Here is a 19,474-nt window from a genome sequence, read left to right as displayed (position 1 = left end):
CCGGCGCCGAGAATCAGCACCCGTGCAGCTTTCACGGTACCCGCAGCGGTCATCAGCATCGGCATGAAGCGCGGATAGTGGAAAGCGGCTACCAACACGGCTTTATAGCCGGCAATGTTGGCCTGGGACGACAGCACATCAAGGCTCTGTGCACGGGAGGTGCGCGGCGCGGCTTCGAGGGCGAAGGCGGTGATGCCACACTCAGCCAGTTTGGCAATGGTTTCATTGCTGAACGGATTGAGCATGCCCACCACGACAGTGCCGCCTTTGATCAGAGCCCGCTCGCTGTCGCTGGGAGCGACGACCTTGAGAATCAGCTCTGCGCCGAACGCATCGATGGCGCTGCCAATGGTCGCACCTACTGCCTCATAGGCACTGTCGACAACGCTGGCGCTAATGCCGGCGCCGCTTTGCACAGTGACTTTATGACCCTGGCCGATCAGCTTCTTGATGGTTTCAGGGGTTGCAGCAACCCGCGTTTCACCCGTCTGGGTTTCGAGAGGAACACCAATGCGCACTTGAAATCTCCTGTGTGGCCGCGTGGTTGACGCTGTAGGCAGTAAGCCGAAAAGATAGCGGTACTGGTTTAAGTTATTGGCAGATACCTGATGCTGAATGCCAACGGATTTCGGGCATATTGAGCTGTTTTTTGTTTATTAGAAACAAATAAATTTGTTTGTTTTTTGGTTTTGTCTGTGGAAAGCTTATTGCAATGCAATAGCGCACATAACGTGTGTATTTTTGCACTGGGAGAGATCAGGAATGGACTGGGACAATCTTCGCTACTTCCTCGATTTGTCGCGTGCGGGCAAGTTGACTGTGGCGGCTCGTCGGCTGGGCGTCGATCACACCACTGTCGCGCGACGGGTGCATGCGCTTGAGAAAAGTCTGGGCCAACCACTGTTTATCCGCAGTGGTGCCGGTTATGGCCTGACGGAGGCCGGACGCAGATTGCTATCGCAGGTAGAAGCGATGGAAAGTTCTTACCTGTCGATCGAGCGGGATGAGGGCGAGGGAGGTGCGGAAGGTGTCTGCGGTTTGGTGCGCATCGGCGCCACTGAGGGGTATGGGGTTGCGCTCTTGGCCGGACAGCTGGCGGCTTTATCGAAGCGCCATCCCAACCTGAATATCGATCTGCTGGCTGTGCCACGAATGGTGCGCCTGGCGCGTAACGAAGCCGACATAGTGATCACGTTGGAGAGGCCCGAACGCGGCCCCTATATCATCACCAAACTGACCGATTACACCCTGCGGCTCTACGCCTCAACGGATTATCTTGATACGCATCCGCTGATACACGGCCGTGATGACCTGCGCGACCATACGTTTGTCAGCTATATCGAGGATCTGCTGTACAGCAAGGAATTGCATTACCTCGACGAGATCGGCAAACCCGGGAAAATAGCGCTGCGTAGCACCAGTATTATGGCTCAGCAGAACGCTGCGATTGCGGGGCTCGGCATTGCCATCCTCCCCAGTTTCAGTGCGCGCAAGGAGCCACAACTCAAGGAGATCCTTGCCGAACAGATAGAGTTTGTTCGTACCTTCTGGATGCTCATGCCGACAGAGGGCAAAGACCTCGCGCGCATCCGGGTAACATGGGACTTTCTGCGTGAAATGGCTCAGCTCAACCAGGATCTGATGATGGGGCGCTAGCAGCAGGGTGCACGCAACGTATTAAGTCGTGCGCACCATTTGCTGGTCGGCCATCCTTGTTCGCTTGGTAATTACACGCAACGCAGCACCTTGAACCACCCCATACCGCCACCCAGGACAAAACCGTCCATCAGTGCCAGGGTCGGCTTCGGATACCCGTGCATGTACTGATCGAGCGCCTATTCTTTCCCAAAGAAAATTCGCTGCAGGTGGTTACCCGCTAGATAGCCAAGTTGGCTGGGGTCAGCAGTGTTTGAACCGAGCAGCACGTTTCTCGACGAAGGCAGCCATACCTTCCTTTTGATCGGCTGTGGCAAATGTCGAATGAAATATCCTGCGTTCGAAGCGCACGCCTTCGCTGAGGCTGCTCTCGAATGCGCGGTTGATGCTTTCTTTTATGAACATGGCGGTTGGCAGGGATTTCTCGGCGATGCTGTGGGCTGTCTTGAGTGTTTCCAACAGCAGCGTATCGGTCGGAAAAATGCGTGCAACCAAGCCCGCGCGTTCAGCTTCCTCGGCATCCATCTGACGGCCCGTCAGGCACATTTCCATGGCCTTGGCCTTGCCTATCGCGCGGGGCAAGCGCTGGGTGCCGCCGATCCCGGGCAGTACGCCCAAGGTGATTTCCGGCAGACCAAAACGTGCATTGTCGCCAGCGTAGATGAAGTCGCACATCAATGCCAGTTCGCAACCACCGCCCAAGGCATAACCAGCCACTGCTGCAATCAGGGGTTTGCGTCGGCTGGCGATGCGGTCTGCGATGGAGAAGAAGTCATCGAGGAACACCTGTGGGTAGGTCAGATCAACCATTTCCTTGATGTCTGCTCCGGCTGCGAAGGCCTTGGCCGAGCCGGTGATGACCATGCAGCCGATCGCCGGGTCTTGTTCCAGGTGATCCAGGGCCTGGTTGAGCTCGGCGAGCAATTGAGTATTGAGGGCGTTCAGCACCTTCGGGCGATTCAGGGTGATCAGTCCAACACGTTCGTGGACTTCCAGCAGTAGGGTTTCAAATTGCATGGTGAAGGCTCTTCATGAGGTTAAGGCTCGGTCACGGAGCCAGAGTGGCAACAGACTAACAGTGCATATTTGCTTTTTTAAATGGGTGGTCGCGCAGATCTGCTGTGCGTATCTGCACAGTTATGGGAAGTGTCCTTCATCGGCCTGCGTGGGTCAGCAGGCATCTATCGGGAATCTGCGTTGCCTGGCTTTACCACCCACTGCTGAGCTTTGAAGGGCATTTCGTTCAGGCTTTTCCGTCGAGAGGGCTTTGTAAATTTGTAGGTTGGGTGGCTTGTGCATCTGCAGGTACGGGTGTAGCTTAATAAAAACGTTCACGTTCGTTTTTAATTTTGGCAGAGACTTTCTTCGTCATGTTATGGATTTGGGCAGATCAGAAAATCAGCACACACCTGAAGCAGAAGCACGCATCCGCTGCGGTGAAAGCGCAGCTCAGTGACGCAAGCAGCTCTGCAGTTATGGCTGCAGGCTTAAAGGGGAGGGGTCGGTTTTCATCTGGCTTTGGTTCAGGCAAGCAGAAGGGCGGAAGACCTGTAAACAAAACGATCTTGATGGTTTTTAATATGCGGGTACACTCGGTCTACTGCCGACTCGATTCAGTTCGGAGAATCAAATGAGTAAAAATAAAAATAAAAAGATGAAAGTGGACAGGTTTGTAATGGCACGCATGGCAACAGCCGTCAGCGCTGCGGCTATAGTGCTTTGCGCACAACCCGCCGGTGCATTCAGTTTCGATACAGGTAACCCGGATATCGCTGTCCGCTTGGACAACACCCTTAAATACAACGTCGGCTGGCGACTTGAGGGGCGCGACGACAGTATCGGCGACAGTCCGTCTTACCACAACTCCGACTATTCCCATGACCGCGGTGACACCGTTACCAATCGCGTTGATGTGTTCAGTGAGTTTGATTTTGTGTACAAGGAAAATCACGGCTTTCGGGTTTCTGCTGCCGGCTGGAAAGACTTTGCCTACGACAATGATGTGAAAGCTAACCCGCTGATTGGCGGCTCACTGTACCCGAACGACAAGTTCAACTCGGGTGTCAGGCGGTATTACGATCAATCCGGCGAAATTCTGGATGCCTTCGTTTTCACCCGCCTGGATCTGGGTGAGGTTCCGCTCAACATCCGCGCAGGTCGTCACAACATTTATTGGGGGGAAGCGCTTTTCACTATTGGCGATGGCATTTCCTATGGCCAAGGTCCGCTTGACCTGCGTAAGGCCACTTCGACCCCGGGTATCGAGGCCAAGGAACTGTTCCTGCCACAGAATCAGATTTCTGCTTCAGCACAATTGACCGATAAGGTCAGCGTTGCGGCAAACTATTTGCTCGAATGGGATCCGCACCGTTTTCCAGATGGTGGTACTTACCTCGGGGCGAGTGGGGTGAGTCTGCTGGGTGACCAGAATCTGGGTATTCCCTACTTCGGCGATTTAGACCACGGACCCGACAAGACGCCAGACGATAGAGGCAGTTTTGGCCTGAATATGCAGGTTCAGTCCGATACCTTGGGCGGCAACGTCGGTGTCTACTACCGCAAGTTTGATGATCGCATGCCCAACCTTGTGGCGGACTCCAGCGGCACTTTCTTGTTCAACGACTATGCCAGAGACGTGAAACTCTACGGTCTCAGTTATAACCGCCTGATAGGCGCTGTTTCGATTGGCGCTGAATTGTCGCGACGTGAGGATACGGCGCTGGCGGGTAACGCCCGTGGTGATACCTGGCACGGCCTGATCAACATGATTGCCTATATAGGCCAGACCCCTTTATTCGATTCAGCACCCCTGCAAGCGGAGCTGACGTATTCGAAACTGGACTCGGTGAACAATGCTACCAAGGCTCAGTTCGAAGCTAACCATGAAGACCATGGTTGCACGGGGGGCACCAAAGGAGGCTGTGTTTCTGACTCAGCCATCGGCATGAACCTTAGTTTTACGCCAACTTGGTACCAAGTATTTCCGGGTATCGACATGACCCTTCCTCTTAACTATGGCATGGGCCTTAAAGGGAACTCACCGGCTGCGTTAGGGGCCAACGAAGATTCGGGCTCCTGGAGCGTGGGCGTAGGTATGGATATCTACTCGCAATACAAGATCAACCTGGCCTACAACGATTACTTTGGTGAGGGCGTCAAGGTCACTAACCCATTGGCCGGTACGCCAGGGTTGGCAAACAGTGTGATTGGCCCGTTCAGTGGTAGTGAAACCCTTAGTGACCGCGGATGGCTGTCGTTGACACTGAAAACTACCTTCTGATGACTATAATAAAAGAGGCAAAAAAGATGCAGATCACTACCAAATTGCTCTCCGCAGTCGTCGGTATGGCGATTAGCAGTTCATTGCTAGCTGCCGTTTCTCCGGAAGAAGCCAAGCAGTTAGGCACAACCCTGACGCCGTGGGGGGCGGAAATTGCCGGCAACGCTAGCGGCACAATCCCGGCCTACACGGGGGGCATTAAACCTCCCGCCAGTTACGACCCGAGTAAGCCCGGCATTCGCCCGGACCCGTTTGCCAATGAGCCTGCACTGCTGACTATTACCTCTGCCAACCTGGCGGCCAATAGTTCCAAATTGACCGAGGGCACCAAGGCGCTGTTTGCCAAGTATCCGAATTTCCGCATGGAAATTTACCCAACCCACCGTACTGCGCGCTACCCGGATTTCTATCTGGCAAATAGCAAGAAAAACGCCACCGAGTGTCAATTGAACCCGGAAGGTCTTTCGGTAAACAATTGCTGGGCGGGCGCCCCGTTTGCGATCCCAAAGACCGGCCAGGAGGTTATGTGGAATCGAATCTTCAAGTTTGAGCAATCGGCGTTCCGTGCTGATGATTTGATGGCCACCGTGGTAGACAGCAATGGCACTGTGATTGATACCGCCGGTTGGAAGCAGTGGAACCAATATCCATTGTGGGTCGGTAATCACGACCAGAAGTTGGTGGGTAACGAAATCAATGAAATGCTCCGGGCTGACTACAACGCGCCAGCGCGTAAAGCCGGTGAGAAGCTGGTGCTGCAGGATGGCATTGACATGACGAACAATGCTCGCAGGGCATGGAGTTATGTTGTGGGTCAGCGTCGGGTGAAACTGTCACCGGACGTCGCTTACGATACGCCATCGCCAACCGGTGCCGGCATCGGTACGGTGGATGACTCTTCAGTATTCTACGGCGCCTTCGACCGGTACGACTTCACCCTGGTCGGTAAAAAGGAAATGTACATCCCGTATAACATGTTCAAGATCCAGGACCAGACCAAGTGCAGTCATGACGTGGTGCATACACCCAACTTTATCAACCCTGATTGTGTGCGCTGGGAGCTGCACCGTGTATGGGTAGTCGACGCCAAGCTGAAACCTGGTAAGCGTCATATCTATCCGCGTCGCACACTGTACTGGGATGAAGACTACCTCGGCGTAGGCATGGCTGACTCCTACGACAGCACTGGCAAGGTCTACCGTGTGGTGCAGTCCGAGTCCTTCCCGTTCTACGAATCGGCAGGTCACGTCAGTGGTCAATTCGCGGTGTATGACTTGGCCAGTGGTGCCTACACACGCCAGGCTTACTCCACCGGGAAAACCGGTTGGTACACCACTGAACCCGTGCCGACGAATACCTTTTCAGCCTCGGCGCTGACGGGCGGCGGTATTCGCTAAGCCACAGTGGAGTGGCAGAGTCCTTCTGCCGCTCCACTCGCTGAGCTGTGGTGAAGTCTGTTTAAGTAGCAATCGTTGGACATCTACGCGAGCTTTCAGGATCGGATCGATGATCTGAGCCTGGGGTGCTGCGTGTAAGGAGAGTTTCGATGCGAGTCTTTAGTGTTTCTGGTTGCAGGACCTTCTTGCTGATTAACCTGCTATTGATGTGCGGGAATGGCCAGGCGTTTGAAGACCCGACGCAGGTGCCAGCGGCAATGAGCGAGAAAATGCTCACCACCCCGTTTGCAGCCGTGAGTTCGGCCGGTGAGCATACGGTGGTGGTTGGTCAGCGCGGCCATATCGCCGTTTCTGATGATGGTGGGCACAGTTGGAAGCAGGCTCAAGTGCCTGTGAGCAGTGATTTAGTAGCAGTCTCTTTTCCTACTGCGCAGCAAGGCTGGGCCGTGGGCCATGGCGGTATTGTCCTGCATAGCCGAGACGGAGGTTTAAGCTGGGAACGTCAGTTGGATGGACATCAGACCTCTCGCCTGATTCTGGACTACTACACGGATAAGACCCGCGGTGGCGCACTGGAAAATGCGCAGTTATTTATCGATCGGGAGCAGGCGCTCATTGGTTATGGCGGTACTCAAGCGCTAATGGCAGTGCACTTCATCGACGAGCAGAATGGGTTTGTGGCCGGACTGTTCAATCGAATTCTGAAAACCACCGATGGCGGCAAGACCTGGGAGCCTTGGTTACACCGGGTAGAAAATCCTGACGAGCTGCATTTTTATTCGATTAGCGCCGACGCGCAGGCTCTCTATATCACCGGTGAACAGGGCATGGTCTGGCGCATGGGGCGTGATCAGTCAGCGTTCGCGGCCATCCCCATCCACTATGCCGGAACATTGTTCGGCTTCGCCAGTAACGGCAAAGTGCTGGTCGCCTTCGGCATGCGTGGAAGTGTGTTCCGCTCCACCGACGCCGGTGCGAACTGGGTTCGTATTCCAATCAATACGCAGGCCGGGATTTCTGCCGGGACCTTTTTACCGACAGGTCATCTATTGCTGACTAGTCTGGCCGGTGAGCTGGAGTTGAGTGCTGATGAAGGCCTGACTTTCAAGCGATTCCCCCTTAAAAAATCGATGCCGATTTTTGGTCTGGTGGCGGGGCTTGATGGTCGCTTGACGTTGGTCGGCGCTGCGGGTGTGCAGCCTGAAGTGATGGCGTTGGCCGCTATCAAATCCCAGGAGCCGAGCGCCTTAGTCGGTAGTGCGGCTGATCAGATGTCTACGTTGTTTGGAGCTGGCTATGGCTACCATCATTAATGAACCGAAAATGGACGTCATCAAGGACCTGAAGGATTTTGATGGGCGTTCCGGCAGCTGGCTTGAGCGGATAGTCTTCAATCAACGGTTGCTGATCATTGGACTTTGCGCGCTGATCACGCTGTTTCTCGGGTTTCAACTTCGGGACCTGAAGATTGCTGCCAGCTACGAAAAAATGTTGCCGCATGGCCAGGAGTACATCAAAAACTTCCTGGAAAACCGCAGTGAGCTAAGGGGACTGGGTGATTCGGTTCGCATCGTGGTGGAGGCCAGGGACGGCGATATTTTCAATGCCGAGTATCTGGCCGAGTTGGCCAAGATCAATGATGAAGTCTTCATTCTGCAGGGCGTTGATCGGCCGTGGATGAAGTCGATCTTCACTTCGGTGGTTCGCTGGACTGAAGTCACTGAAGAGGGTTTCACCGGCGGACCGGTGCTGCCCAATGATTACGATGGTTCCGCGCGCTCGATCGAGGATCTACGGATCAACATCGGTCGTGCGGATGCAGTGGGCAGCCTGGTCGCGCATGACTACCGCTCAAGCATGATTATCGTGCCTTTAATGGCAAAGGATGCAGAAGGCAAGCCAGTCAATTATCAAGAACTGTCTAAATCGATTGAGGAGATTCGTCAACGTTATGGCGAGGGTGACCAGGCAAAGGTCAACATCTATGTGATCGGTTTTGCCAAGATGATCGGTGATCTGATCGTTGGTCTGGAAAAGGTGATGCTGTTTTTCATGGCCGCGGTGCTGATCGCTTTTGCCATTATCTACGCTTACACCCGATGCATGCGCAGCACGCTGCTGGTGTTGAGTTGCTCGATGATTGCGGTGATCTGGCAGCTTGGACTGATTGCCTTGTTGGGCTATAACCTCGATCCGTTTTCCATGCTGGTTCCATTTCTGGTGTTTGCCATCGGCGTTAGCCACGGCGCGCAGAAAATGAATGGCATCATGCAGGACATCGGTCGCGGCACCCATCGTCTGGTGGCTGCGCGCTACACGTTCCGTCGTTTGTTTCTCGCCGGGGTGACCGCATTGTTGGCCGACGTGGTCGGATTTGCGGTGCTGACGATCATTGATATTCCAGTGATTCGCGAGCTGGCATTGACCGCTAGTATTGGGGTAGGGGTGTTGATTTTAACCAACCTGATCCTCATTCCCGTACTGCTGTCCTATTTTGGCGTCTCACCGAAGGCTGCGCAGCGCAGCCTGGCCGTGGAGCAGGCGGATTACCTGCACTATTCCGGCTTTGGCCATGTATGGGCGGCGCTTGAGCGTTTTACCGAGCGGCGCTGGGCTATCGCAGCCCTGGTGATCGGCCTGGCCTTGGGTGCCTGGGGTTTCATGACTTCGTTGCAACTGCAGGTTGGCGACCTGGATGCCGGGGCGCCCGAGTTGCGTGCTGATTCGCGCTACAACCTGGACAATGGGTTCATCACTTCCCACTACAGCATCTCCAGCGATGTGTTCGCGGTGATGGTGAAAACGGGTGAGGACGGTTGCCGCTCTTACGAGACGCTGGTCGAGGTCGACCGCTTGGGTTGGGAACTATCGCAGATCCCAGGTGTTCAGCGAACCGCTTCGCTTGCCGATACGGTGCGTGGTTACACCGCAGGCATGTTCGAGGGTAATCCGAAATGGTCCTCCATTAGCGACAATCAAGGCATCATTGATGCCCAGATCGGCAACGCGGTGTCCTGGAACTCGGAGTACCTCAATACACGCTGCACACTCACGCCAGTGGTGGCTTATCTGGCTGATCACAAGGCAGCAACTCTGGAACGCGTGGTCAAGGTCGCCAGTGATTTTGCCGCGAAAAACGATACCGCGGATCGTAAGTTCTTGCTCGCCGCCGGTAACTCTGGCGTGGATGCCGCCACCAACATCGTGGTCAAGGAAGCCAATCGGCAGATGTTGCTCTATGTCTATGCCGCCGTTGCGTTGCTGTGCCTGATTACTTTCCGCAGCTGGCGTGCAGTAATCGTGGCCCTGGTTCCGCTGATTCTCACGTCCATTCTTGCCGAAGCGCTGATGGTCCATCTCGGCATTGGTATCAAGGTTGCGACCCTGCCAGTGGTTGCGCTTGGGGTGGGCATCGGCATTGATTACGCGATCTATCTGTTGAGTATTCAGCTGGGGTTTCAGCGTGCCGGAATGCCAGTGGCAGCTGCCTATAAAAAGGCACTTGCAACCACTGGCAAGGTGGTCGCGTTGGTCGGCGTGACGCTGGCTGCAGGCGTGGTTACCTGGGTCTGGTCACCGATCAAGTTCCAGGCCGATATGGGCATTCTGCTGACCTTCATGTTTATTTGGAACATGCTCGGCGCCCTGATTCTAGTGCCGGCACTTTCACACTTCCTGCTTCAGGGTGAGTCCGAGCGCGCCCAGCGCAGAACTAGTGATTCATCCAGCGCTAACCTGGTTAACGAGGAGGCTGTCTGATGAAAAGACTTCAAGATAAGGTTGCACTGATTGTCGGTGCCGATAATCGAGACAATATGGGGCAGGAGATTGCTCGCCGTTTTGTCAGTGAAGGTGCCCGTGTGGTGATTGCTGGGCGTGATGTCGAGGAAATGTCACGGTTTGCTGAAGAGATCAAAGGTACTTTTCGCCAGTGCGACATCACGTGCAAAGCCGATTTGGCCGCTCTTACCGCGCATACCCTGGCATGGGGTGGTGCGCTGGATGTGGCGGTTAACACCGCAGGTTGGGGCCTCACCAAAGGTTTTCTGGAGACCACTGAAGACGAACTGGAAAAAATCACCGCCTTGCAGTTCAAGGGACCTTTCCTGTTCTTTCAGGCTGTGATCGAAGCGATGCAGCGCGGCGGCTCGATCATCCAGATCAGCTCAGCCACCACTCAGGCGGTGATTGAAAACTATGCGGCTTATATCGGAACTAAAGCCGGTATTGATCATGTGGTGCGCTGTGTCGCCAATGAATTCGGCAGTCGCGGTATCCGTGCCAACTCGATTTCCCCGGGCCTGACCGAAACGCCGATGACCGCCGAGGCAATGGCCACGCCAGGGGTGCGCGAGTGTTTCGTTGGCCGCTACCCGCTTGGGCGCATTGGTACCAAAGGTGATATTGCTGCTGGCGCAGTCTGGCTGGCCAGTGACGAATGCTTTATGAGTGGTGAAAACCTGCAAATCAATGGCGGGCTGTTACTGCGCGGTAATCCGACCAGTGTTGATGTGGGCGCAGCAATAGAGAAAGCTCTGGCTGCAAAAGCCACGGACTGAGGATGACTCATGGATCAAATAGACGCACTGGCGAGCAAACAAACAGGAAGAATTGATTGTATTTTAATAGCTGCTGGTAAGTACCACGACATCGACTTCGCTCGCTTGGAGCTGCTCAAGCTGCTGGCCGAGAATCAGCGTATTCGCGTGCGGGTATTTGAGGATTACTCGAACCTGGAGGCTATCTGTGCCGCAGATTGCCTGGTGACCTATACCTGCGAAGTTATTCCCAGCCTCGAGCAGCAAGTTGCTTTGCGTTCCTGGCTGGAGCAGGGCGGGCGCTGGTATGCGCTGCACGGCAGCAACTCGATCCTGCGTTTCCTCGATAACGGTCAGGTGGATACCCCGAACTGGGCGCCGCACTTCATGCAGACCTTGGGTTCGCAGTTTGCCGCGCATCCGCCCATCGCGCCATTTCGGGTCGAAGTGGCCAAGCCCGAGCATCCGCTGGTGCAGGGTATCGAGCCGTTCGAGGTGAACGACGAGCAATACCTGATGGACATGACGGCCGATGTCGAAGTGCTCCTGGAAACCCGCTTCGAGGGAGAGACGCCCGGTTTCGTGCGTGACCAGTGGCTAGCCGAACGGCACCCGGTGCTCTACCTGCGCCGTCATGGCGAAGGCGCTGTGCTCTACCTGACATTGGGGCACTGCCGTGGGCATTACGACTTGCGTCCGTTGATGGACTTCTGGCCGCAGGTCGATCGCTGCGCCTGGGAGCATCCAACTTTTTACCAATTGCTGCGCCGCGGCCTGCACTGGGCCGCGCGCCTCGATCAACCAGCTAACTAAAGAACCGCGGGGCGTCGCTGAGCGTGCTCCGATTCGACTTATGAAGATGAGGAATAGAAGATTATGGAACTCGGACTGCGCGGTAAAAAAGTCATCATCAATGGCGGCAGCCGCGGTATCGGCCGCGCCGCTCTGGAGCTTTATGCCCAGGAAGGTTGCGACATCGCATTCTTCTCCCGTGATGCCGGGCGTGTCGCTGACACAGTCAAGATGCTCGAGACCTACGGCGGCAGGGTCTACGCAGACGCCTTTGACATGAACGATGGCGCGGCTTACGAGGCTTGGTTGAAATCGGCGGTAGAGCGTCTGGGTGGTTGCGACATCTTCATCCACAACGCGAGTTCTTCGGGTGCCCAAGGCACAATGGATTGGGAAATGAGCTTTCGCCTGGACATGATGGGGGCGGTGACCGGTTGTCAGGCACTGGAGGAGGCTCTGACAGCCAGCCAGGCAGGTTCGGTGATCTTGATGTCGAGCACCGCTGCAGTGGAAACTTTCATCTACCCGCAGGCTTTCAATGCCATTAAAGCGGCGATCATTACCTATGGTAAGCAGCTATCGCAGCTGTGGGCGGCGAAGAACATTCGGGTCAATATGATCTGCCCTGGCCCGGTCGAGTATCCGGGTGGCAACTGGACTGCAATCAAAGAAGCCATGCCTGAGCTGTACGACAAAACCCTGGCGGAAATGCCTCTGGGCCGTTTCGGCAGGGTAGAGGACATCGCGCGTTCAATGGTCTTTTTGTCCAGCCCCATGGCGTCCTACATCACTGGCAGCAACCTGATCATTGATGGTGGCTACACCAAACGCGTGCAGTTCTGAGTGAGTCAGCGAGGGAGTCGACGAGATGAAACTCTATAGTTCGATCGGGCCCAACCCGCGGCTGGTGCGGATGTTCGCGGCGGAAAAGGGGTTGCAACTGCCGTTAGTGAATATTGACATCATTGCCGGTGATAACCGACAGGAGGCTTTCCTCGCGCTCAACCCCACCGGCACCACGCCCGCCCTGGAGATAGACGCTGGTCATGTGCTGTCCGAGACCACCGCAATCTGCGAGTACCTGGAGGAGTGCTTCCCTCAGCCCGCTCTGATTGGTACCACATTCGAGCTGCGTGCGCAGACGCGAATGTGGTGGCGGCGTGTCGACCAGGCCGTGGTGCAGCCTATGACCGCAGGGTTTCGGGGGGCCGAAGGTTTGGCATTGTTCGGCCAACGCGTGCGCTGTTACCCCGCGTCTGCGGAGGAATTCAAACTGGCCACTCAGGAAGGGTTGTCGTGGCTGGACGCTCAGTTGGGTGCTCAAGCCTTTATCTGTGGTGAACGCCTGACGGTTGTCGACCTGTTGCTGTTCTGCTTCCTGGAGTTTGGTGCGCAGGTTGGGCAGTCACTCGATGCGGGACGTTGTGCCAATTTAGCTCGCTGGCAAGCTGCCATGGAGTCGCGTGTAAGCGCAAAAAGCTAAGGAAGCGGATCATGCAGTTCAAAGACAAAGTGGTGCTGGTAACAGGTGCCGCGTCAGGCATCGGCGAAGCCACAGCGCAGGCTTTCGCTCGCGCAGGGGCTTGCGTGATGCTCGCGGATATTAGTGCCGAGCAGGGCCAGCGTAGCTTAGCGCTGATCGAGGCTGAAGGGGCCGGGCAGCGTTCAGGGCGGTCGTTTATGCATGGCAGCCTGGTCACCGTTGACGGCGGCTGGACCGCCCAATAGGTCTGCTCTTAATGGGCGCTTGCGCCACGATAATAAAAAAGGATTCGCTGTGAACACATTGCGCAATCGCCAGCTGTACCTGCATGCTCGACCGTCGGGCATTCCGACCTCTGACCATATTCACCAACGCGAAGTGCCCGTCCGCTGCCCTGCGCAGGGCCAGGTGCTTATAGAGAACCTCTACCTGTCAATGGACCCGGCCATTCGTGGCTGGATGAGCGAGAAGGCCAACTACTTTGTTCCGATTGCTCTGGGCGAGGCCATTCGTGGCTCGACCTTGGGGCGGATCATCGAGAGTCGCCACCCGGATTTTCGGGTGGGCGATCATGTGGTGGGGATTGCCTGCAATGCCTGGGAAGATTTCAGCGTGGTGGGGGCAGAGCAGATTTATAAGGTCAGCACCGATAATGGCTTTCCACTGAACTATCACGTGAGTATTTTCAGCGCTGTGGGCCTGACACCTTATTTTGGCGTGCTGGAAATCGGTAAGCCGCAACCCGGTGAAACTGCGTTGATCAGTGCCGCTGCCGGTGCCTGCGGTTCGTTGGCCGGGCAGATCGCCAGGATCAAGGGCTGTCGGGTGGTCGGCATGGCCGGTACTGACGAGAAGTGCCGCTGGATCGTCGAGGAACTCGGTTTTGACGCCGCAATCAATTACAAAACCTGCGGCGATCTCAGTGCTGCAATCGGCAAGACTTGCCCTCAAGGCGTTGACATCTTCTTTGATAACGTAGGAGGCGAGATCCTCGATGCGACGCTACTCAATCTGAACAAGTTCGCTCGGGTGATCTTCTGTGGGGCCATTGCCAACTACAACACCGAGACAGCGATACCTGGTCCTTACAATTATTGGCAGATCCTTGCCAAGAGCGCCACGGTGCGCGGCTTCCTGTCGATCGACTTCCTTGACCAGTTTCCCCAGGCGCTGGAGCAGATCAGTGCCTGGCTGCGCGATGGTCAGCTAACGTTTGCCGAAGACATAGTCGAAGGTCTTGAACATACCGTCGAAGCGTTTTCCCGGTTATTTACCGGTGAGAACAAGGGGAAGCTGATGGTCAGGTTACGTGATGAACGCAACCCTGCCCCCCTATTCAGCGATTTATGTCTCGAAGCCGAGGAGTGAACTGATGAATATTCAAGTTATCCCGGTTGCCGTTATTACCGGCGCCGCAGGCGGCATTGGAGCGGCTTTGGCCAAACGCCTGAATGCGCGTGGCTGTCGCGTGGTACTGGTTGATCGCGACCACGCTGCACTGCGACGCCTGGCACAGGATCTGGGGCTGACAGCGAGTGATTCGTTGCTGGTGACAGCCGATGTTTCTCAGGAAGCCGATGTGCGCAATTACGTCGAACAAGCTGTAGCGCGTTTCGGCCGTATCGATTACTTCGGCAATAATGCCGGCATAGAGGGTTCGCCAGCACTGATCGAAGATCAGTCGGTGGAGATGTTTGACAAGGTCTATGCGGTGAATGTGCGCGGCGTGTTCATGGGGCTCAAATACGTGCTGCCGGTGATGAAACGCCAAGGTAAGGGCTCAATCGTCAACATGTCTTCGCTGGCCGGGATCTCCTCGGGACCTACACTTTCGCCGTACATCATGTCCAAGCATGCGGTCATAGGCTTGACCCGCACGGCTGCAGCCGAGGCAGCCACGGCGGGCGTTCGCGTCAATGCGGTGCTGCCCGGAACGATCAACACCGAGATGATGCGACGCATCGAGAGCGACTCGGGTCAGGCCGCTACCGTGCACTCGGCCAATACTGACGCGACCCCGCTCGGGCGCTATGGCGAGCCGGAAGAAGTGGCGGCGTTGATCAACTTCCTGTTTTCCGATGAGGCCTCCTATGTCACCAGTTCGCTCTATACCATCGACGGCGGGATGAGTGTTTTTTGACGCTAGGTAAAAACATTCAAATCTGTTTATATTGAAGCCTGGCCGGTTTGCTGCGCCTTCTCCGGCCTCAGGGAGAAAAAACATGGACCAACAAAAAGAAATCCATAACCGTATTGCAGCCCGCTTGCTCAATCATGTCCAGGCCCGTAGTACCGACGAGGCCGAAGACATACATCGTGTGTCGGCGGCTTCTTACACCGACCCGCAGCAGTGGGAGCGGGAGATGGAACTGATTTTCAAGCGCCTGCCGATCCTGGCCGCCGTATCGGGTGAAATTGCCCTGCCGGGGCAGTACAAAGCGCTGGATTTGTTGGGTGTACCGCTGTTGCTGACCCGTTTGAAGGACGGCAGTGTGCGGGCGATGCTCAATGTCTGTGCTCATCGCGCCATGAAGATCGCCGAGGGCAGCGGTAAGTGCGACAAGTTCGCCTGCCCCTATCACGCCTGGGTTTATGGTAATGACGGCAGCCTGTTGCGCATCGCCGCCCAGGACACTTACGGCGACGTCGACAAGAGCAGCATGGGCTTGATCCAACTGCCGGTGTACGAGCGTGCCGGGTTGATCTTCGTGGTGCTTACCCCAGGGCTTGAGGTCGACTTTGCGGGTTTTCTCGGCGGTATGATCGAGGATCTTGAGCAGCTGGGCTTTGCCGACTGGCATTACTGCGGCAATCGCGAAATTTTCGGGGCTAACTGGAAGGTTGCGTACGACGGCTATCTGGAGGGTTACCACTTTGCCGCAGCCCATGCGCAGACCATCCATCAGCGTACCTTTTCCAACATGGCGGCCTATCACTTCTACGGCCCGCACCAACTGATCGGTTTCCCGCAAAAGGACATGCAGGCCAAGCTGGGCGACCTGAATCCTGAACAACTGCACCTGCACGAGAACAATGGGTATGACTACGTGCGCACCCTGTTCCCCAATGTGTCGATCTTCGTCGCTCCGGAAATTACCCAGATCGCCCAGCTGATTCCGGGGCCAACGGTCGGTGAGAACCGCACCGTATTGCACTTTATCAAACGTCAGGCGCCGCAGAGCGATGAACAGCGGGAGAGTAACGAGACCATGATGGACTGGCTCAAGGAGGTGGTCGATACCGAAGACTACAGTCTGGGTCTGAAGATTCAGAAGGGGTTGGCCAGCGGTGCTTTCAAACACGTCACCTTTGGCCGCAACGAGGTGGGTAACCAGGAGTTCCACCGCTGGATTGACCATTACCTGAATCAGGCTCCGGTGCCAGAGGTTATCGCCAGCGACGAAGCCGAAATCGAAGCCTTGCTGCAGCAGTACGCCTGCGCCATTGACCACCGCAACCTGGCACTGCTCGAGCAGGTATTCGAGCCAGACTCGCGGGCACTCTATCCCGGTATTGGCGAATTTCAGGGCGCGCAGGCGATTGCCACGATGATTGAGACGGTCCTTGCGCGCTGCGCCACCACCCAGCACATGCTCAGTAATGTTCGGGTCAAAATCAGTGGCCAGCAGGCCACGGCGCGCAGCTATTTGCAGGCCATCCATGTGGGCATCGGTGAGCACGCGGGCGAGCTGCAGACCCTCTGGGGCGAATACCGCGATCAGCTGGAAAAACGTCCGGCGGGCTGGCGGATCATCCGCCGCGAACTGCTGACCCTGCACAATCAGGGCGATATCGGTCTGCTGTCTTGAACAGGGAAACTCCATGAGCACCATGAACCGCCGCCTGATCTTGCGCAGCCGCCCCTGTGGAATGGCGACCCAGCAGGATGTCCCGCTTGAGCTGCAGCCTTTGCCGTTGCTGGCTGAAGGGCAGGTGCTGTTGCGCAATCGCTATCTGTCGATTGATCCAGCCATTCGCGATTGGATGTCGGATCGCCTCAGCTACCTGCCACCGATCACCCTCGGTGAGGTGGTACGCAGCACCACGCTGGGTGAAGTGGTGGAGAGCCGCCATCCGTCATTTAAAGCAGGTGACCTGGCCCTGGGGCTCAATGGTTGGGAAGACTACTCGTTGGCCGATGGCGCTGCTCTGGGCCGAGTCGAGCTGGTCGCAGGCGATGCAGAACAGCACTATTTGAGCATTTTCGGCGCCGTCGGCCTGACCGCCTATTTTGCGCTGCTCGAAGTTGGCCTGCCGCAGAGAGGTGAGACGGTGCTGGTCAGCGCCGCGGCTGGCGCGGTCGGCTCGCTCGTCGGGCAGATCGCGAGGATAAAGGGCTGCCGGGTGGTGGGCATTGCCGGCAGCGACGACAAGTGCCGCTGGATTGTCGACGAGTTAGGCTTTGATGCCGCGATCAATTACCGCAGTACCGACAACCTGCTCGAGTCAATTCGTGAGGCTTGCCCGGCTGGTGTAGACATTTATTTCGACAACGTCGGTGGAGAGATGCTGGATGCGGCGCTGCTGACCATCAACGACCGTGCCCGCATTGTTTTCTGCGGGGCGATTGCCAGCTACAACAGCCAAATGCCAGTGCCGGGGCCTTACAACCTGTGGCAGATACTTGCCCGCAGCGCTCGCTTCGAGGGTTTTCTGATCCGCGATTATCTAGGGCGTTTCCCCGAAGGAATAGCGCAGATGCGCGAGTGGCTGCAGTCCGGGCAGATCAGCTTTCGTGAGCAGATTGTTGACGGGCTTGAGAACAGCCTGGATGCCTTTAACTATCTATTCGACGGGCGCAACACCGGCAAGTTGCTGGTGCGCGTGTAGTCGTTTTCAACGCTATTGAGAAGGTATCCATATGAAACTGTCTGAGCATACGGGTCAGTGGGATCACCAGGCTGATGTGGTTATCGTCGGCTACGGCATTGCCGGTGCCTGCGCGGCACTGGAGGCCACACGGGCAGGTGCTGGCGTGCTGGTGCTGGAGCGCGCCAGCGGTGGTGGCGGTGCCAGTGCGACATCCTCGGGTATTTTTTATCTGGGTGGCGGTACGCAGGTGCAGCAGGCCTGCGGTTATGAAGATGACGCCGACGAAATGTACAAGTTTCTCTCTGCTTCCACCGAGTGCGAGGATAAGCGCGCGGTACGCGATTTCTGCGACGGTAGCGTTGAGCATTTCGATTGGCTGGAATCACTGGGCGTGCCTTTTGAACGCACCAGCTTTAAGGGCAAGGCGGTGTTTCTCAATACCACCGAATGTCTGTTCAGTACCGGTAATGAGAAGGTTTGGCCCTATAACGTGATTGCACGGCCGGCCCCTCGCGGACACAAAGTGGCGGGTATCGGCGAGAACGCCGGAGCCGAAGCGATGAAAGCGATTCTTGCACGCTGCGAGGATGAAGGTGTTCCTGCTTTGAATGACTGCGCTGTGCGCGAGCTGATTCAGGATGACGATGGGCGGGTTGTCGGTGTCATCGCTCGGCACGACGGCCGGCAGGTCAGTGTGCGGGCGCGTAAGGGCGTAGTGATCGCCTCGGGTGGTTTTAACCTCAACCATGAAATGGTGCAGCGCAATGTGCCGCTGATGAGTGAGACGGCCATGCCACTTGGTATTCCAAGCAATGACGGGGCTGGTATCGAGCTAGGTCTGGGGGCAGGGGCAGCGACCCTGGCGATGGGAGGGATCATTGCTACCGCGTCCATTTACCCGCCGGGGCAGCTCATCAAGGGCATCCTGGTGAACCGCAATGGCGAGCGTTTTGTCGCCGAGGACTCGTACCACGGCCGTACCGCTTCTTACGTGATGGAGCAGCCGGATCAGACGGCCTACCTGATCCTTGACGCTGAAATCTTTGCCTATCCGGAGATTACGTCGGCACAGCACGCATTGATTGATGGCTGGGACAGCGTCGAAGAGATGGAGGTCGGCCTCAACTTGCCCAAGGGTGCTTTGGTGAGCACGGTGGAGCAATACAACAGCGACGCCCAAGCGGGTGAGGACCGTTTATTTCACAAACATCCAGACTGGCTGAAACCGCTCGATCAGGGGCCATTTGCAGCTTTCGATATCTCGTTCAACAAGTCGATCTACCTGTTCATGACGCTCGGCGGGTTGCAAACCAACCGCCACGCCCAGGTCATTAATACTCATGGCCGGGTGATCCCCGGGCTTTACGCGGCGGGAGCCTGCAGCGCTCATATTCCGCAGAGTGGCAAGACCTATGCCAGCGGTATGAGTCTGGGACCTGGATCGTTCTTTGGTCGTGTGGCGGGGCGTCACGCCAGTCAGGGTCAATTGCCGGATCTATGAAATAAAAACAGTTTG

Annotated in this window: 16 protein-coding genes and 2 pseudogenes; 15 read left to right on the top strand and 3 right to left on the bottom strand. The window is 56.3% G+C overall.

All coding sequences use genetic code 11. The annotated features are described in order from the left end of the window. Nucleotides 1–518, bottom strand: a pseudogene (locus tag F8N21_RS21795) (NAD(P)(+) transhydrogenase (Re/Si-specific) subunit alpha); the annotation flags it as partial. A gap of 244 nt (nucleotides 519–762) precedes the next feature. Here F8N21_RS21795 and F8N21_RS21790 point away from each other — a divergent pair. Beyond that, entirely contained in the window at nucleotides 763–1,656 is an 894-nt protein-coding gene (locus F8N21_RS21790; protein ID WP_150644075.1) for a LysR family transcriptional regulator, read from the top strand. Nucleotides 1,657–1,707: 51 nt separating this feature from the next. Here F8N21_RS21790 and F8N21_RS21785 read toward each other — a convergent pair. Both F8N21_RS21785 and F8N21_RS21780 read right to left on the bottom strand, forming a co-directional pair. Then, a pseudogene (locus F8N21_RS21785) lies at nucleotides 1,708–1,835 on the bottom strand (enoyl-CoA hydratase/isomerase family protein); the annotation flags it as partial. A gap of 64 nt (nucleotides 1,836–1,899) precedes the next feature. Further along, entirely contained in the window at nucleotides 1,900–2,673 is a 774-nt protein-coding gene (locus tag F8N21_RS21780) for an enoyl-CoA hydratase (RefSeq protein ID WP_150644074.1), read from the bottom strand. Between the two features lie 613 nt (nucleotides 2,674–3,286). Between F8N21_RS21780 and F8N21_RS21775 the strand changes: the two genes are divergently transcribed. The 14 genes from F8N21_RS21775 to F8N21_RS21710 all read left to right on the top strand — a co-directional run bounded on the left by F8N21_RS21775 (nucleotide 3,287) and on the right by F8N21_RS21710 (nucleotide 19,459). Then, nucleotides 3,287–4,936, top strand: coding sequence for a DUF1302 domain-containing protein (locus F8N21_RS21775; RefSeq protein WP_224788267.1), 1,650 nt, complete (start codon nucleotides 3,287–3,289; stop codon nucleotides 4,934–4,936). A 26-nt stretch (nucleotides 4,937–4,962) separates the two neighbouring features. After that, nucleotides 4,963–6,333, top strand: a complete 1,371-nt coding sequence (locus tag F8N21_RS21770) for a DUF1329 domain-containing protein (protein WP_150644073.1) — start codon at nucleotides 4,963–4,965, stop codon at nucleotides 6,331–6,333. A 149-nt stretch (nucleotides 6,334–6,482) separates the two neighbouring features. Continuing rightward, on the top strand, nucleotides 6,483–7,646 hold the full coding sequence (locus F8N21_RS21765; RefSeq protein WP_150644072.1) for a YCF48-related protein: 1,164 nt from the start codon (nucleotides 6,483–6,485) through the stop codon (nucleotides 7,644–7,646). After that, nucleotides 7,630–10,092 (top strand): efflux RND transporter permease subunit, encoded by a 2,463-nt coding sequence (locus F8N21_RS21760; RefSeq protein WP_150644071.1) that lies wholly within the window; start codon nucleotides 7,630–7,632, stop codon nucleotides 10,090–10,092. The genes F8N21_RS21765 and F8N21_RS21760 overlap by 17 nt, the downstream gene beginning before the upstream one ends. After that, the gene (locus F8N21_RS21755; protein ID WP_150644070.1) at nucleotides 10,092–10,892 is read left to right on the top strand and encodes an SDR family NAD(P)-dependent oxidoreductase; all 801 of its coding nucleotides are present in this window, start codon (nucleotides 10,092–10,094) and stop codon (nucleotides 10,890–10,892) included. Before F8N21_RS21760 ends, F8N21_RS21755 begins: the two co-directional genes overlap by 1 nt. A 9-nt stretch (nucleotides 10,893–10,901) precedes the next feature. After that, nucleotides 10,902–11,684: a ThuA domain-containing protein gene (locus F8N21_RS21750; protein ID WP_150644069.1), complete on the top strand. Its 783-nt coding sequence runs from the start codon at nucleotides 10,902–10,904 to the stop codon at nucleotides 11,682–11,684. 63 nt (nucleotides 11,685–11,747) lie between these two features. Further along, nucleotides 11,748–12,506, top strand: a complete 759-nt coding sequence (locus tag F8N21_RS21745) for an SDR family NAD(P)-dependent oxidoreductase (RefSeq protein WP_150644068.1) — start codon at nucleotides 11,748–11,750, stop codon at nucleotides 12,504–12,506. Nucleotides 12,507–12,531: 25 nt separating this feature from the next. After that, a complete protein-coding gene (locus tag F8N21_RS21740; protein ID WP_150644067.1) occupies nucleotides 12,532–13,146 on the top strand; it encodes a glutathione S-transferase family protein in 615 nt (204 codons plus the stop codon). 11 nt (nucleotides 13,147–13,157) lie between these two features. Beyond that, complete coding sequence (locus F8N21_RS21735; RefSeq protein ID WP_150644066.1) at nucleotides 13,158–13,391, top strand: SDR family NAD(P)-dependent oxidoreductase; 234 nt, start codon at nucleotides 13,158–13,160, stop codon at nucleotides 13,389–13,391. 49 nt (nucleotides 13,392–13,440) lie between these two features. After that, entirely contained in the window at nucleotides 13,441–14,514 is a 1,074-nt protein-coding gene (locus tag F8N21_RS21730; RefSeq protein ID WP_224788266.1) for an NADP-dependent oxidoreductase, read from the top strand. A 4-nt stretch (nucleotides 14,515–14,518) separates the two neighbouring features. Continuing rightward, on the top strand, nucleotides 14,519–15,286 hold the full coding sequence (locus tag F8N21_RS21725) for an SDR family NAD(P)-dependent oxidoreductase (protein WP_150644064.1): 768 nt from the start codon (nucleotides 14,519–14,521) through the stop codon (nucleotides 15,284–15,286). Nucleotides 15,287–15,368: 82 nt separating this feature from the next. Continuing rightward, nucleotides 15,369–16,955, top strand: a complete 1,587-nt coding sequence (locus tag F8N21_RS21720) for an SRPBCC family protein (protein WP_150644063.1) — start codon at nucleotides 15,369–15,371, stop codon at nucleotides 16,953–16,955. Nucleotides 16,956–16,968: 13 nt separating this feature from the next. Continuing rightward, entirely contained in the window at nucleotides 16,969–17,976 is a 1,008-nt protein-coding gene (locus tag F8N21_RS21715) for an NADP-dependent oxidoreductase (protein WP_150644062.1), read from the top strand. A gap of 31 nt (nucleotides 17,977–18,007) precedes the next feature. Next, entirely contained in the window at nucleotides 18,008–19,459 is a 1,452-nt protein-coding gene (locus F8N21_RS21710; protein WP_150644061.1) for an FAD-dependent oxidoreductase, read from the top strand. Nucleotides 19,460–19,474: the final 15 nt, after the last annotated feature.

Origin of the sequence: Pseudomonas fluorescens, from assembly GCF_902497895.1 — a bacterium.
Lineage (GTDB): Bacteria > Pseudomonadota > Gammaproteobacteria > Pseudomonadales > Pseudomonadaceae > Aquipseudomonas > Aquipseudomonas fluorescens_BP.
This window is presented reverse-complemented; position numbering and strand designations above follow the sequence as displayed.

Coding starts and splice junctions, on each gene's coding strand:
- F8N21_RS21750 (WP_150644069.1), top strand. CDS start 10,902: ATGGATCAAATAGACGCACTGGCGAGCAAACAAACAGGAAGAATTGAT.
- F8N21_RS21790 (WP_150644075.1), top strand. CDS start 763: ATGGACTGGGACAATCTTCGCTACTTCCTCGATTTGTCGCGTGCGGGC.
- F8N21_RS21775 (WP_224788267.1), top strand. CDS start 3,287: ATGAGTAAAAATAAAAATAAAAAGATGAAAGTGGACAGGTTTGTAATG.
- F8N21_RS21720 (WP_150644063.1), top strand. CDS start 15,369: ATGGACCAACAAAAAGAAATCCATAACCGTATTGCAGCCCGCTTGCTC.
- F8N21_RS21735 (WP_150644066.1), top strand. CDS start 13,158: ATGCAGTTCAAAGACAAAGTGGTGCTGGTAACAGGTGCCGCGTCAGGC.
- F8N21_RS21710 (WP_150644061.1), top strand. CDS start 18,008: ATGAAACTGTCTGAGCATACGGGTCAGTGGGATCACCAGGCTGATGTG.
- F8N21_RS21770 (WP_150644073.1), top strand. CDS start 4,963: ATGCAGATCACTACCAAATTGCTCTCCGCAGTCGTCGGTATGGCGATT.
- F8N21_RS21725 (WP_150644064.1), top strand. CDS start 14,519: ATGAATATTCAAGTTATCCCGGTTGCCGTTATTACCGGCGCCGCAGGC.
- F8N21_RS21755 (WP_150644070.1), top strand. CDS start 10,092: ATGAAAAGACTTCAAGATAAGGTTGCACTGATTGTCGGTGCCGATAAT.
- F8N21_RS21715 (WP_150644062.1), top strand. CDS start 16,969: ATGAGCACCATGAACCGCCGCCTGATCTTGCGCAGCCGCCCCTGTGGA.
- F8N21_RS21760 (WP_150644071.1), top strand. CDS start 7,630: ATGGCTACCATCATTAATGAACCGAAAATGGACGTCATCAAGGACCTG.
- F8N21_RS21765 (WP_150644072.1), top strand. CDS start 6,483: ATGCGAGTCTTTAGTGTTTCTGGTTGCAGGACCTTCTTGCTGATTAAC.
- F8N21_RS21745 (WP_150644068.1), top strand. CDS start 11,748: ATGGAACTCGGACTGCGCGGTAAAAAAGTCATCATCAATGGCGGCAGC.
- F8N21_RS21780 (WP_150644074.1), bottom strand. CDS start 2,673: ATGCAATTTGAAACCCTACTGCTGGAAGTCCACGAACGTGTTGGACTG.
- F8N21_RS21740 (WP_150644067.1), top strand. CDS start 12,532: ATGAAACTCTATAGTTCGATCGGGCCCAACCCGCGGCTGGTGCGGATG.